11 protein-coding genes are annotated in these 13961 nt (G+C 65.3%); 6 read left to right on the plus strand and 5 right to left on the minus strand.

The window, feature by feature from the left end:
* The first annotated feature begins 14 nt into the window (after positions 1-14).
* The 4 genes from AQZ52_RS07235 (at position 15) to AQZ52_RS07250 (ending at position 5966) form a co-directional block, all read left to right on the plus strand.
* Positions 15-803 (plus strand): CmcJ/NvfI family oxidoreductase, encoded by a 789-nt coding sequence (locus AQZ52_RS07235; protein WP_156424806.1) that lies wholly within the window; start codon positions 15-17, stop codon positions 801-803.
* Positions 804-920: 117 nt separating this feature from the next.
* Entirely contained in the window at positions 921-3434 is a 2514-nt protein-coding gene (locus AQZ52_RS07240; protein ID WP_082697612.1) for a TonB-dependent receptor, read from the plus strand.
* A gap of 133 nt (positions 3435-3567) precedes the next feature.
* Entirely contained in the window at positions 3568-5052 is a 1485-nt protein-coding gene (locus AQZ52_RS07245; protein ID WP_067907873.1) for a lignostilbene-alpha,beta-dioxygenase NOV2, read from the plus strand.
* Positions 5049-5966, plus strand: a complete 918-nt coding sequence (locus AQZ52_RS07250; protein WP_067907876.1) for an SDR family oxidoreductase — start codon at positions 5049-5051, stop codon at positions 5964-5966. The genes AQZ52_RS07245 and AQZ52_RS07250 overlap by 4 nt, the downstream gene beginning before the upstream one ends.
* On the opposite strand, the gene AQZ52_RS07255 is transcribed toward AQZ52_RS07250, so the two are convergent.
* The 4 genes from AQZ52_RS07255 to AQZ52_RS07270 form a co-directional block, all read right to left on the minus strand.
* Complete coding sequence (locus AQZ52_RS07255) at positions 5963-6346, minus strand: BLUF domain-containing protein (RefSeq protein WP_067907879.1); 384 nt, start codon at positions 6344-6346, stop codon at positions 5963-5965. The genes AQZ52_RS07250 and AQZ52_RS07255 overlap by 4 nt on opposite strands.
* 153 nt (positions 6347-6499) lie before the next feature.
* The gene (locus tag AQZ52_RS07260; RefSeq protein WP_067907882.1) at positions 6500-7372 is read right to left on the minus strand and encodes a dienelactone hydrolase family protein; all 873 of its coding nucleotides are present in this window, start codon (positions 7370-7372) and stop codon (positions 6500-6502) included.
* Positions 7373-7450: 78 nt separating this feature from the next.
* Positions 7451-8365 (minus strand): SDR family NAD(P)-dependent oxidoreductase, encoded by a 915-nt coding sequence (locus AQZ52_RS07265; protein ID WP_067907885.1) that lies wholly within the window; start codon positions 8363-8365, stop codon positions 7451-7453.
* Complete coding sequence (locus tag AQZ52_RS07270) at positions 8362-9954, minus strand: MFS transporter (protein ID WP_067907888.1); 1593 nt, start codon at positions 9952-9954, stop codon at positions 8362-8364. The genes AQZ52_RS07265 and AQZ52_RS07270 overlap by 4 nt, the downstream gene beginning before the upstream one ends.
* A 116-nt stretch (positions 9955-10070) precedes the next feature.
* On the opposite strand from AQZ52_RS07270, the gene AQZ52_RS07275 reads away from it, so the two are divergent.
* Positions 10071-10784 carry a nuclear transport factor 2 family protein gene (locus AQZ52_RS07275; protein ID WP_067907891.1) on the plus strand — a complete coding sequence of 238 codons (714 nt, stop codon included), beginning with the start codon at positions 10071-10073 and terminating at the stop codon, positions 10782-10784.
* 99 nt (positions 10785-10883) lie between these two features.
* Here the strand turns inward: AQZ52_RS07275 and AQZ52_RS07280 are convergent, their stop codons facing one another.
* Positions 10884-11363: a MarR family winged helix-turn-helix transcriptional regulator gene (locus tag AQZ52_RS07280; RefSeq protein ID WP_067907894.1), complete on the minus strand. Its 480-nt coding sequence runs from the start codon at positions 11361-11363 to the stop codon at positions 10884-10886.
* 178 nt (positions 11364-11541) lie between these two features.
* Here AQZ52_RS07280 and AQZ52_RS07285 point away from each other — a divergent pair, with 178 nt between their 5' ends.
* On the plus strand, positions 11542-13926 hold the full coding sequence (locus AQZ52_RS07285; RefSeq protein ID WP_067907898.1) for a TonB-dependent receptor: 2385 nt from the start codon (positions 11542-11544) through the stop codon (positions 13924-13926).
* Positions 13927-13961 lie beyond the last annotated feature (35 nt).

Genomic DNA, 13961 nt, shown 5'->3' on the forward strand with positions numbered 1-13961 from the left:
AACAGGAGGCGCGGGTGGAGGCTTGGATTGCCTATTCGGGACGTAACTTTGCCCGCCCGCGCTATTACGCCAACGCGCATGAGCGGGACGAGGTGGATATCGTGCCGGTGTTGATGCCGGTGCTGGACGGGCGCGCGGCGGAGACCGGGGTCGACCGTGAAGGCTTCCAGCTCGTCTCGCACCGGAGCGCAGTGCGCAATTTCCGGGACCGCGAGGAAGTGGCGCGCGTTCACCGGCGCGAGATCGAGGACCTGGTGCAGGCCGAGACGGGGGCGGATTTCGTCCATGTCGGCGCGCCGGGGCTGCTGCGGTTTTCGGAACGGTCTGGCCTTGCGGGCAGCCTCAACAATTCGATGCCGGCGCGCTTTGCGCACATCGACATTTCCGATGACACCGCGGCACAGTTTGCCAAGGCCGGCGCGAATGGGCGCGCGTTCAGCCGCTGCGCCCACTACAACGTGTGGCGCGCGCTATCCCCGGCGCCGCAAGACGTGCCGCTGGCGATGTGCGATGCGCGGTCGCTGGCGGCGGCGGACCTGATCGCGGCCGATGCGGTGTTCGACGAGCCGGGGAAGCCCGAATGGTCGTTCGAGGGGCTGGTTGTGGCGCACAATGCGGCGCACCGCTGGCACGCCTTTCTCGATCTGAACCCCGACGAGGCGATCCTGTTCAAGACCCACGACAGCGACCGCGCGCGGGCTATCCATGTGCCGCATGTGGCCTTCGATCTGCCCGGATGTCCGGCCGATGCTCCGCCGCGGGTTAGCATCGAAATGCGCGCGACAGCGTGGTGGTGGCACTAGAGCAACACTTTGCAGCGCGAAGGGCCCGCGCCATCAGAAGTCTATTGCACCCACTCTCTTTATTGTTATGAATCATACCTGATCGCGCGAGCCAATCGCCGACATAGGGAGGGTACCATGGCCAGATTGACGGCCGCCAAGCGCGTAATGCGTCTTGCCGGCATGACCGCAGCGATGATCTCCGTGCCTGCTTTTGCGCAGGAAGCGAGTGCGCCTCAGGCCGCCGGCGATGCTGCGGCCGCGCCTTCCACGCAGGAAATCGTCGTCACCGCGCAGTTTCGCGCGCAGAAACTGCAAGATACGCCGCTGGCGATCACCGCGGTGAACTCCGCCGTGCTCGAGGCGCGCGGGCAGACCGACATCTCGCAGATTGCGGCGCAGGCTCCGAACGTGACCCTGCGCGCGCAGCCGCAGAGCGGCGGTATCGGCCTGATCGCGTTCATCCGCGGCATCGGCCAGACCGACTTCAACTACGCGCTGGAGCCGGGCGTCGGCATCTATGTCGACGACGTCTATATCCCGACGCTGTCGAGCTCGCTGCTCGACCTCATGGATCTCGAGCGCGTCGAAGTGCTGCGCGGGCCGCAGGGCACGCTGGCGGGCAAGAACTCGATCGGCGGTGCGATCAAGCTGTTCAGCAAGAAGCCCAACGGCGAAGGCGGCGGCTATCTGCAGGCGACCTATGGCAGCTATAACCGCATCGACGTGCGCGGCGTGGCTGACCTGAAGATCACCGACCACCTGTTTGCGCGTCTTTCGGGCGCGACCAAGAACTCGGACGGCTATGTCAAGCTGCTTGACTACGGCCTGTCGCATCCGAATTCGAACGTGCCGGCCAACACCAACCAGGGCAACGGCATCGAGCGCGGCACGCTGGGCGGCCGTTCGTTCTCGGCCGGGCGCCTTGCGCTGCGGTGGGAAGCCTCGCCGGATATCGAGGTCAACATCGCTGCCGACTACACCCGCGAGCGCAACGATGCGGGTGCGCAGGTGCTGCTCTATGGCGGCAGCCCGGCCACGACGCCGGAAGGCCTTCCGTGGCTGAAGGGCAAGGACGGCAACGCCGTGCCGCTGAGCAACGCGTTCGTGCCCTACAGCACGCGCTTCCAGCAGAGCGGCTCGGCCACTCCGGCCGGCTATGACCCGCGCTTCATCAACTACGCCAACTTCCTCGACGCGCGCACCCCGACGACGCAGGCGCCGTTCAAGCCCTATGCGGCCACCAACCAGCAGAACTATGATGGCTGGGGCGTGACCGGCAACGTGACGGCGAAGCTGGCCGACAACCTGAGCGCGGTGTGGATTTCCTCCTTCCGCCGCTACAAGATGAGCTTCGGCTTCGACCAGGACGGCTCGCCCGTGCCGGTTGCGCAGCTTGACAACATTCTCAAGCACCGCGCGTGGAGCCAGGAACTGCGCCTCAACGGCAGCTTCATGGACAAGCGCATCGAGTACACGCTGGGCGGGTTCTACTTCGACCAGAACGGCACGTACAACGCACGCGTCGACCTGAACTATGCGGGCATCGACTTCATCCACGGCCCGGACAGCACCCCTTCGACCTCGAAGGCGCTGTTCTTCAACGGCACGTTCCATGTGACTGAAGCGTGGGGCGTGACAGGCGGCATCCGCCACACGTGGGACAAGAAGGACTACACCTACTTCCGGTCCAACCCGGACGGTACGGTGCCCGGGCCGCTGCCGTGCGAATTCTTCCTTGGCGCGCCCACCGCGGGCCCGACCGGCGTGGGCAACTCTCCGAACTGCCTCCTGATCGGCCTCTACAACGTGACCGGCCAGTTCAAGGGCGAGCGCACCGACTGGCGCGTGGAAACCGACTACCGTTTCAGCCCGGAAGTTTTCGCCTATGCCTCGGTGGCGACGGGCTACAAGGGCGGCGGCGTGAACCCGCGTCCGTTCTTCGGTCCTTCGGCGGGTGATTGCACGAAGCTGCCCTTTGGCGCGCCGTGCAACCAGATCACCTCGTTCCAGCCGGAAACGCTGCGCACCTATGAAGCGGGCGTAAAGACCGACCTGTTCGATCGCAGGCTGCGCTTCAATGCCTCGGCGTTCTACAACAAGTACGACAACATCATCCTGACGCTGACGCGCTGCCACGGCTTCTCGCCGTGCCTCATGCCCGCCAACGTCGGCAAGGCGGATGTCTGGGGTCTGGAAGCCGAGACGACTATCCGTCCGGCCGAAGGCTTCACGCTGGATGGTTCGCTCAGCTACCTGCACTTCAAGTACAAGGACACCGGCACCACGAATGTGCCGCTGACCAACGTCACGCCTTATACTCCGAAGTGGAACTGGAGCTTTGGCGCGCAGTATGACTATGCGCTCAAGGCCGGCAAGATCAGCGTTCGTTTCGACGGCACGTACCAGTCGTCGATCTTCACCGAGGCCTTCAATGGCGCCGACAACCTCGTTGACGGCCGGTTCCTGGGCAATGCCAAGGTGACCTACACCAGCCCGGACAAGGCCTGGCAGCTTTCGGGTGAAGTGCAGAACGTGTTCAACAAGTACTATTACAACACCATCGAAGACGTGAAGAGCTCGCTGGGCGCGATCACGGCCAACCCCGGCCTGCCGCGCACCTGGGCCCTGACGCTCAAGCGCACGTTCTGATCGGCACGCGCCGGTAAGGCTTGAGGGCCGCTCCACTCCGGTGGGGCGGCCCTTTTGCTTGGGCGAAACGGGTTGAAATCGGCTCGGCGCGTGATAGACCTATTCTAACAATTGATAGAATGGGGCGAGGGCCATGGATGCGTTTCCGCAGACGATGTATTTCACCGGTCTCAACGCGCCGGTGGGCGAGGAAGTCAGCCTGACCGGTTTGGCCGTGGAAGGCACCTTGCCGCCGGAAGTGCGCGGCAGCTTCTACCGCGCGGTGCCCGATCCGGCCTTCCCGCCCAAGTTCGCAAACGACCATACGCTTTCGGGCGACGGCATGGTGAGCCGGCTTTCGTTCAACGGCGATGGCACCGCAGATTACGCGATCCGGTTCGTCGAGACCGCGCGCCATCTGGCAGAGAAGGCGGCGGGGCGGGCGCGCTTCGGCAAGTACCGCAACCCCTATACCGACGATGCCGACGTGGCGGGCGTGGATCGGACCGTGGCGAACACCACGCCCGTCTGGCACGCGGGGCGGCTGCTGATGGCGAAGGAGGACGGGCGACCCTACCGCGTCGATCCGGTCACGCTCGATACGCTGGGCTCCTATGATTTCGGTGGTGCGCTGAAGTCCGAGACAATGACCGCGCATGTGCGGATCGATCCCGTCACCAAGGAGCTGTTCTTCTATGGCTACGAGGCGGACGGCCTCGCCTCGACGAAGGTGGCCTATTGCGTGGTCGGGCCGGACGGGGCGCTGAAATCGGAGCAGTGGTTCGATGCGCCCTACTGCGCGATGATGCACGATTTCACGATATCCGAGAACTACGCGCTGTTTCCGATCTATCCGACGACGGCGGACCTTGAGCGGCTGAAGGCGGGTGGCGAGCACTGGCACCATGAGCCCGAGACGGTATCGTGGCTGGGCGTGATGCCGCGCTATGGCGATGTTCCCGAGATCCGCTGGTTCAAGGGGCCCAAGGGCGTCCATTCCTATCACATGATGAATGCGTGGGAGGATGCCGACGGGCTGTTGCACTTCGATGCCTGCCTCAATTCGACCAATGCCTTCGCCTTCATCCGAGAACCTTCGGGCATTCACATCCAGCCATGGGAAATGCAGGGCGCACTGACGCGCTGGACCGTCGATCCCAAGGCGGATGGCGGCCCAGAGACACTTGCAGTCAAGGAAACGGTGATCGGGCCTCCGGGCGACTTTCCGGTGATCCCCGCGGTGCGGCAGGGCCGGCCCTATCCGCACGGCTGGATGCTGACGATGAACCCGGAGCTTCAAGGGCCGCCGCTGCCGGGCGGGCCGGTGGGCGCAATGTTCAATCTTCTGCTGCGGCTCGATATGCGCGGAGGGCCTCCGCAGGCGCTGGCCTTGCCGCCGTTGTCAGGGTTCAACGAGCCGGTGCATGTGCCTTCGGCGACCGAGGGCCATGAGGGGTGGCTGGTGACGATTGTCGACCAGCAGATCGGCGATGATCGGTTCCTGCATCAGGCGTGGGTGCTCGATGCGGCGAACGTGGCGGCCGGACCGGTGGCGAAGGTGACGATCCCGCATCGCCTGCGTCCGCAAGTCCACGGCTGGTGGGTCCCGCAGGCGGAACTGGACGCGGCTTCGGCATGAGCGCCATCGTCATTACCGGAGCCTCGGGCAACTATGGCCGCGGCCTTACCGACCGGCTGATCGCGGCAGGCCGCGCCGAGGACCTGATCCTGATCACACGCAGCCCGGACAAGCTGGCCGACCGCGTGGAGCAGGGCTGCACCGTGCGCTATGGCGATTTCGACAAGCCGGAAACGCTGGCCGCCGCGGTGCAAGGTGCGGAACGGATGCTGCTCATTTCCGGCACGCGCGTTGGCGCCCGGGTCGTGCAGCACAAGGCGGCGATCGATGCGGCGGCCGCAGCGGGCGTGCGCCATATCGCCTATACCAGCTTCATCGGCATCGACGATCCGGCCAACCCCGCCGAAGTGCGCCACGACCATATCGAGACCGAGCGCCTGATCCGCGCCTCGGGCATGGCCTGGACCATGCTGCGCGACGCGCACTATGCCGATGCCATGATCCTGATGGCCGGCCCGGGGGTGATGCAATCGGGCCAGTGGGTGAGCAATGCGGGCGAGGGGCTGGAGGCGATGGTGTGGCGCGACGACTGCATCGCCTCTGCCGCGGCGGTGCTGACAGGCGAAGGCCATGAGGGGCAGGTCTACAACATCACCGGCCCCGAATTGCAGACCTTCCGCGAAGTGGCGGCTATCATGGCCGAGGTGACGGAGCGGCCCGTGGCTTACGTTTCGACCACCGACGAGCAGCAATATGCCATGTTTGATGCCATGGGCATCCCGCGCCGCCCGGTGGACGACCAGAGCGTGGCGGGTATCCCGTGGAACAGCGATGACATGGTGAGCTTCGGCCGCGCGATCCGCGAGGGCTTCCTCGCGGTGTGCAGCGATGATGTCGAGCGATTGACGGGGCGCCGGGCGCGTTCGGTGCGCCAGATGATCGAGGACAACGTGGAGATGTTGCGCAGCGTCTAGTGCCAGGTCGCCTTCATCGCACGGACCACGTCGGCGGTTTGCTGGAGGATATCGTCGAGCTGTTCGGACAGGAAAGCCCTGGGGTCACGGTAGGCCATGGCCCACGCTCCGTAGCGGCGTGACACGAGCGGCGCATCGGCCAGGACTGTAAGGCTGTGGTGGCGCGGATCGCCGATGATGCGCCGAAGCGCTGCCCGCACGGCATCTTCGGGGCCTTCGAGTACTTGTGCGAACCGGCCGCGGTGCAGCGTCAGCACGCTGGAGACGCCGATCCGGGCGTTGCGATCTTCGGAGCGGGCGCAGATTTCGTGCGCCTGCCGCAAGGCCTCGTCGTGCGAGCCAACCGCGACGCTGGTGTAGGACAACTTCCACAGGCGCATGGGCGGATGGGTCCTGCCGGTCCCCCCCGCACCCGTTGCGCGGTCATGGAACGCTAACTTGTGGTAGGCTTTCCCCGCGGAATTGGAAGAGGGCGGGCGGCCACGCGGCCCAAAAGTACCAGCAGGTGTGGCCGCAGTGCCGCTATCACGCTCCTAGAGGTTCGCCGCGTAGAGCGCGAGCATACGGCTCCATGCCTTTTCGGCCTGCACCTTGTCGTAGATCGGGGCGTCGATCGTGCACCAGCCGTGCTGGGCGGGGTAGACTTCGACCTCGGCGGGGCGACCGGCGGCCTTGGCGGCGGCGGCAAGGGCGGTCTTGTCGCTGGGCGCGCTGGCATCGTCGTTCTGGGCGATGGCGAAGAGGAAGCCGGCCTTTGTTTTGGCGAGCAGGTTGACCGGGCTGTCTGCGTCGGGGCCGACAAGGCCCGCGCCATGGAACGAGGCTGCGGCGCCGACGCGGGTGGGCACGGCGGCGGCGGTGCGCACGGTGTAGGGGCCGCCCATGCAATAGCCGCAGGTGCCGATGCGCCTGGTGGTATCGACTTCGGCTTGCGCATCGAGCCATGCAACAAAGGCCTTGGCGTCGCTCATCGTGCCGGCTGGGGTGATACCGGCGATCAGAGGCTTCAGTTTCGCCTGACCTTCAGGCGTGCGCCACGCGACGAGCGAATCGAGGACCGGGGCGACGGCGCCGCGGTAGTAGTGGTTGACGACGAGGACGGCATAACCGGCAGAGGCAAGGCGGGCGGCCATGGTCTTGTAGGCCTCGCGCAGGCCGGCGATATCGGGCCACATGATGACGGCGGGATGCTTGCCGGTTTCGGGCGCGTAGAACCAGGCATCGACCTTGCCATCAGGCGTGGTGACGGTGACCGCGCGGCCCTTGACGGGGAGTGCGCCCGGCGCAGGCTCGGCCATGCTGCAACCGGGCAGGCTGGCGAGCACGGCGGCGCTGGCACCGGCGGCGCCGAACTCGCGGCGGCTGAGCCAGAGGGCGTTTTCGGCTTCGGTCTGTTCGTCACACATGGGTTGGGCCTTTGGTTGGGGGAACGGTCGCGCGAGGAAGATTATCGCAGCGGGTAGGCCGCGCAAGCGTCTCTCAGGTCAGGTTAGATCGCTCAGGCCGATGATCGTTCCGGCTTCGGCAGCGGCCATCGCGGCGCGGCGGAGGCGTTCGATCTCGAGCCGGGCGGGCGGGGCTTCTTCGTCCGGAAGGGCAGCGAGGCTCTTTTCGTAGATAGCGCGGAAGTCGTCGGCAAATTCGGGGTGGGTGAGGATGAGACCGTCGCCGCGTTCCATGCCGGCGAGGATCTTGGTGCCGACTTCGTACGGGTCCATGCCGGCTTCGAAGGCGGTGCCGAACTGTTCGAGTTCGCTGCGGTCGGCGGGGGCAAAGCCGCTCTCGGCAAAGGCTTCGGGTCGCTTGAGCGCGGAATCCCACGCGTTGGTGCGGGTGAGCGCGGGGCAGCAGAGCGAGCAGCCAATGCCGTGGGGCGCGAGATTGTAGCGCAGCGACTCGGTGAGACCGCGCACCGCGAACTTGCTGGCGGTGTAGATGCCCGCCTGTGGCCCCGGCAGGAACGCGGCCATGCTGGCGACGTTGACGACGTGGCGGCGGCCGGTGGCGGCCTTGAGGCTGGGCAGGAAGCTGACGAGGCCATTGACCACCCCGCCGAAGTTGACGCCCATGATCCAGTCGTAATCGGCGTAGCTCGCCTCGTCCGTGGGCCCGAAGACGCTGACCCCGGCGTTGTTGACGAGGACGTGGACCGCCCCGAAGCGTGCCTCCACTTGCGTGGCAGCGGCGGCGAAAGCGGCGCGGTCGGTGACGTCGAGCTTGACGAAGAGCGGCTCCTCCCGGCCCTTGGCGGCGAACCACGCGGCGGTCTGGGCGCGGTGGTCCTCGTTGCGGTAGCTCAGGGCAAGGCGCAGGCCCGCATCGCTGAAGGCCTGCGCGACACCGAGGCCAATGCCGGTGACGCCGCCGGTGATGAAGGCGACTTGTCCTTGGAAACTCATGGCTTTTCATTCTCCACAAGGCGTTTGCCGGCCGTTTCAGGAAGGCCGAATGTGGCGACCACGGCAGCGATCGCGACCATGGCGAAGGGATACCAGAAGCCCGCCATGACGTTGCCGGTGCTGGCGACGATGGCCTGCACGATGAAGGGCATGAACCCTGCAAAGATGCCGACGCCAAAGTTGTAGGAGGTGGCGAGCGAGGAATAGCGGGTGCGCGCGGGGAACTGTTCGGTGAGCCATGCGCCCATCGGGCCATAGGTGAGGATGCCGGGCAGGCCGATCACGACCATGGCGATGACGATCACGATGAGATTGCCCGCAGGCGGCGTGACGGGCTTCGTGGTGTATCCCGCAGCGGCAAGGGCTGCATCGAGGCTGTCCATCGCGGCGGGCCTGCCGCCGATGGTGATGGCAGGCGGCGAGCCGGCGGGCGCGTCGACCTTGGTATAGGGCACGCCCGCACGAGTGAGGGTATCGAGCACTTTGCCGCAGGCGGTCGCCTGCCCGTGCTGGGCGAAGGGATTGAACGTGCAATCGGCGCCCGACACGACGACCGGATGCTCCTTCGCGGCCAGGGCAAGCGCGGGATTGGCCGCATCGCCGAGGATGTGGAAGCCGGGGAACAGCACCACCATCATCATCACGTAGCCCGCCAGCACCACGGGCTTGCGCCCTACGAAATCGGACAGCCAGCCGGCCAGCACGTTGGTGAAGGCCATCACGGCCAGTACACCGATGAGCAGCGTGCGCGTCAGCACCGGGTCCATGTGGACCGAGACCTGCATGAAATTGAGCAACTGGATCATGCCGACATAGCCGCAGATCGCCTGTCCCACCGCGCCGCCGAAGGTGACGGCGAGGAGGCGGCGCAACTGCTTCGGGGTCGCGTAGGCTTCGCGCAGCGGGGTGCGGGCGAGTTCGCCGGCCTTCTGCATGGCGGCAAAAACCGGGCTTTCGGACAGCTTCAGGCGCATCCACACCGAGACGGCGAGGAGCACGAGGCTGGAGATGAAGGGCAGGCGCCAGCCCCACGCGAGCCAGGCTTCCTCTCCCACCAGGGTTTCGGTGGCGAGGACGACAAGGAGGCTGAGCGAGAAGCCCGCCGAAGCGCCGATCTGGATCCAGCCGGTGTAGAAGCCGCGCTTCCTGAGGGGAGCGTGTTCTGCAACGTAGATCACCGCGCCGCCATATTCACCGCCAACGGCAAGGCCCTGCAGCGCGCGCAGGAGGACGAGGAGGATCGGTGCGGCAATCCCCCACTGCGCATAAGTGCCGATGAGGCCGATGGCGGTGGTGGCAAGGCCCATGAGCGTGATGGTGACGAGGAAGGTGACCTTTCGCCCGAACCGGTCTCCGAAGGTGCCGAAGATCGCCGCGCCGAAGGGCCGCGCGGCAAAGCCGACGCCAAAGGTGGCAAGCGCGAGGAGGAAGCCCGCCGCCGGGCTGGAGCCGGGAAAGAACAGCTTGCCGAACAGCGGCGCGAGTGTGCCGTAGATGTAGAAATCGTACCATTCGAAGGCCGTTCCGGCCGCCGAGGCGGCAATCACGGTGCGGATATCGGCCGCGCTGGGCTGCCCTTTCGAATCCATTCTTCTCTCCCCTTTGCCGCAGCATGACCGCAGCAGAGGCGATTGCCAATCGTTTCGAGATTAGTTAGCCTCGCTTACAAATTTCCGCTGGAGCGGAATCGATGGGAGCGGGATAAATGTCTGATATGGAAGCGCGTCTTGCCGCCCTTGAAAACCGCGTCGGCGAACTGGAAGACATCAACGCGATCCGCCGCCTGCAATGGGCCTATGGCTACTACATCGACTACAACCGGCCCGAGGAAGTGGCGGCGCTGTTTGCCGAGGACGGTGCGGTGGTTTTCCTCTCGGGCGAATACCGCGGCCATGCAGGCGTGATGCGGCTTTATGGCACGTGGATCCAGGAGCTGTTCACCAAGGGCAAGCGCGGGCCCGTCCACGGCCTGCTGCTCGATCATTTCCAACTGCAGGACGTGATTACCGTGGCGCCCGACCGGCAGACCGCCAAGGGCCGCTTCCGCGGTATTCTGGCGGGCGGCTGGCACGACGAGGTGCTGGGCGAGAAGCCCGAGCACATGCCCCAGCAGTTCTGGGAATCGGGGATCTACGAGAACGACTATGTGCGCGAGAACGGCGTGTGGAAGATCAAGCGGCTCGACTACCTGATGCAATGGCAGGGCGATTACGAGACCGGCTGGGCGCACACCGTCTCGCACCTCCAGCCCGCCGTGGTGTGCTACCCTGAGAACCCCATCGGGCCCGACGTGATCCTGCCCGAAAACAACTACCGCCAGACCTGGCCGCACCGGCAGGAAGTGCCGATGAGCTTTGCGCACCCGGTGCTTGCGGAAGCGTTCAGGCTGGAGGCGTTTGCGGCACTGAAGGGGAAGTAAGGGGCGTTTCTGTCCGGGGCGCGTCGTTCGCTGCAAGAAACCACGCCCCGTGTCAGGCACAGGGCGACAAGGGTTTTTCGTGTTGCCTTGAAGGCTGAACTAACCGCCCGTCATCCGCGCCAGGATGGCCTGTGCCGCTGCGTGAAACACCGCGCGTTCTTCGGGTGTGAAGTCCGCGAACAAGTGCCCGCCGACCTGGGCCATTGCCGGGATTGTCTGGCGGAACAGGTCCATGCCCGCGGCTGTCAGGCGCACCGGCTTGCGGCGGCGGTTCGAGGCGTCTTCGCCGGGTTCGACCAGCCCGCGCGCGGTGAGTGCGGCGATTGCGCGGCTCACGTTCATCGGTGGCAGGCCCATGATTTCGGAGAGCTCGTGCCCGGCGAGTTCGCCCTCGCCGCCCAATGCGAGGATGATCTTGAGGTCGTTGGCCGAGAGTCCCATCGGCTCGGCCACGCCTTCGCGCATGGGCCTTGCGATGAAGGTGCCCAGTTTGAGCAGATCGACGAGCAGCGCGGCATCCTCGCCCAGATCGAGATCGGGGCTGGCAGGGGCTGCAGTTTTGGCGGACATGGTTGCCATGGCGCGCTTATCGCGTTGCCGGGGCGGGACGGCAAGGGGGCTGGTGCGGTTGAACCACGCCGGTGGAAAGACCGACGCACCGCGTGTCGCAAGGGTCTTGCCAAGGCGAAATTTGTATGCCTTACTAACAATCGGTAGAACGGCCCCGCAGAGGGCTTCAATAGGAGAGGGGTTCCCCATGGCGAAGACACCCACGCAATTCGTGCGCCTGCTGGCTGCAGGCAGCGCCCTCGCGCTCGCGCTCGGTCAGACTGCTCCGGCGTTCGCGCAGGCGGCTCCGCAGAACGCGCAAGCTGCTGATGACGCGGCGGCCGACACCGGCGGCATCAAGGAAATCGTTGTCACCGCGCAGTTCCGTTCGCAGAAGCTGCAGGATACGCCGCTCTCGATCACCGCGGTGGACGCGAGCCTGCTGGCCTCGCGCAACCAGACCGACCTTTCGCAGATCGCCGCGCAGGCCCCCAACGTGACGCTGAATGCCATGGGCGGCGCCTATGGCTCCTCACTCGGCGCCTCGATCCGCGGCATCGGCCAGTTCGACTTCAACCCCGCCTATGAACCGGGCGTGGGCATGTATGTCGACGATGTCTACTACGCGACGCTCACCGGCGGCATCTTCGACCTGCTCGACCTTGACCGCGTCGAAGTGCTGCGCGGGCCGCAGGGCACGCTGACGGGCCGCAACTCGATCGGCGGCGCGATCAAGCTGTTTTCCAAGAAGCCGACCGACGAGAATTCCGGCACGGTGGAATTGGTCTATGGCAGCCGCCAGCGCATGGACGTGCGCGGCAGTGCCAACTTCAAGCTGGCCGACGGGCTCTACGGCCGCGTTTCGGGCGTCTACAAGCACCAGGAAGGCTATGTCGACCAACTTGACTACGGCTGCGTCTATCCGAACAACGCGCAAGGCATCGGCGCGCGGCCGAGCAGCGGTCAGGGCTGTCTGATCGACAAGCTGGGCGAGAAGGGATACGCCGGCGTGCGCGGTTCGCTGCGCTACAACCCGAACGACGCGATCGATTACACCGTCATCGGCGATTACACGAACGAGAGCCGCACCAACTCGGCCGAAGTCGTCACCAGCGTCAACCCTGCCAAGGTGAGCAGCACTTATCTGTGCGGCCGCTACTGCACGTTCGCCAACTTCTACGCCAAGGGCAACACCGCGCCTCCGGGCCTTTCGATCCCCGGGCCGTGGGGCCAGGTCAAGGACGGGTACTACATGCCCAATCGGACCAAGTTCACCGGGTGGGGCGTTTCGGGCAACGGCACGTTCAAGCTGGGTGATGGTTTCAACGTCCAGTCGATCACGGCCTACCGCGAATACCGCCAGAAGTGGGGCACCGACGACGACTTCACGCCGGACCTCAACGTGGTCGGCCAGGGCTACAATGATCTCAAGTTCTGGTTCTTCAGCCAGGAACTGCGGCTCAACGGCAAGGTGGGCGACAAGATCGACTTCACCCTCGGCGGGTTCTATTCCAAGCAGAAGTCGACCTACTTCACCCGTCAGGACATCCGCTACATCGCGCCGGGCCTGAACTTCCAGTTCCAGGGCAACGACCCGGTCAACGCGGACAGCAAGGCGGTGTTCGGCACGGTGATCGCACGGCCGATCGAAGGCCTGACCCTGACCGGCGGCCTGCGCTATACCAAGGAGCACAAGGACTACACCTTCGTGCGCCAGAACTTCGACGGGTCGGTCTCGTACTTCCTCGGCGCGCTCAACGGCGTGAAGGCGGTCTACGATGGCCACAAGACCGACTGGCGCGTTTCGGCGGACTACCGCTTCAGCCCGCAGATCCTCGCCTATGTCACCGTCGGCACCGGCTTCAAGGGCGGCGGCGTGACCGCGCGTCCGTTCGACGCCCCGCAGGCCCTGAACGGCAGCTTCGGGCCGGAAACCCTGACGGCGTATGAAGTGGGCCTCAAGACCGACCTGTTCGACCGCCGCCTGCGCCTGAACCTTTCGGCCTTCATCAACGATTACAAGGATATCCAGCTGCCGCTGATCACCTGCGCCTCGCTGGGTTCGAACGCGCCGTGCGGTGCGCGCCAGAACGCGGGTGATGGCAAGATCAAGGGTGTCGAACTGGAAATGCAGGCCAACCCGATCGACGGGCTCTCGCTTGACGGGTCGATCAGCTACCTGACCGGCAATTGGTCGAAGATCGATCCGCGCGTGGGCAATGCCTATCTGCTGGATGATCCGATCGTGACGCCGGAATGGAAGTGGAGCATCGGCGCGCAGTACCGCGCCGATCTGGGCAAGTCCGGTTCGCTCACGCCGCGCATCGATGCCAACTATGTCGGCAAGAACAATGCGGGCCGCCTCGTCGGTGGTGGGCCGATCGACTACTACCCCTCCTACACCCTCGCCAATGCGCGCATCACGTGGCGCAACGCGGGTGAGGATCTGTCGATCTCGGCCGAAGTGCAGAACCTGTTCGACAAGTACTACAACCCGTTCCGCTTCGCGGCGGTCTACTCGTTCACCGGCACGATCTACAGCCAGGTGGGCAAGCCCCGCGAATGGGCGATCACGGTGCAGAAGAAGTTCTGAGCCTAGCGCACGACAGGTTCGTTTTCCCGGATATG

It is taken from the genome of Novosphingobium fuchskuhlense (genome assembly GCF_001519075.1).
Taxonomy (GTDB): Bacteria; Pseudomonadota; Alphaproteobacteria; order Sphingomonadales; family Sphingomonadaceae; genus Novosphingobium; species Novosphingobium fuchskuhlense.

Bases quoted from the DNA above. Each gene is read 5' to 3' on its own strand.
- AQZ52_RS07240 (WP_082697612.1), top strand. From the start codon at position 921: ATGGCCAGATTGACGGCCGCCAAGCGCGTAATGCGTCTTGCCGGCATG.
- AQZ52_RS07245 (WP_067907873.1), top strand. From the start codon at position 3,568: ATGGATGCGTTTCCGCAGACGATGTATTTCACCGGTCTCAACGCGCCG.
- AQZ52_RS07250 (WP_067907876.1), top strand. From the start codon at position 5,049: ATGAGCGCCATCGTCATTACCGGAGCCTCGGGCAACTATGGCCGCGGC.
- AQZ52_RS07255 (WP_067907879.1), bottom strand. From the start codon at position 6,346: ATGCGCCTGTGGAAGTTGTCCTACACCAGCGTCGCGGTTGGCTCGCAC.
- AQZ52_RS07260 (WP_067907882.1), bottom strand. From the start codon at position 7,372: ATGTGTGACGAACAGACCGAAGCCGAAAACGCCCTCTGGCTCAGCCGC.
- AQZ52_RS07265 (WP_067907885.1), bottom strand. From the start codon at position 8,365: ATGAGTTTCCAAGGACAAGTCGCCTTCATCACCGGCGGCGTCACCGGC.
- AQZ52_RS07270 (WP_067907888.1), bottom strand. From the start codon at position 9,954: ATGGATTCGAAAGGGCAGCCCAGCGCGGCCGATATCCGCACCGTGATT.
- AQZ52_RS07275 (WP_067907891.1), top strand. From the start codon at position 10,071: ATGTCTGATATGGAAGCGCGTCTTGCCGCCCTTGAAAACCGCGTCGGC.
- AQZ52_RS07280 (WP_067907894.1), bottom strand. From the start codon at position 11,363: ATGGCAACCATGTCCGCCAAAACTGCAGCCCCTGCCAGCCCCGATCTC.
- AQZ52_RS07285 (WP_067907898.1), top strand. From the start codon at position 11,542: ATGGCGAAGACACCCACGCAATTCGTGCGCCTGCTGGCTGCAGGCAGC.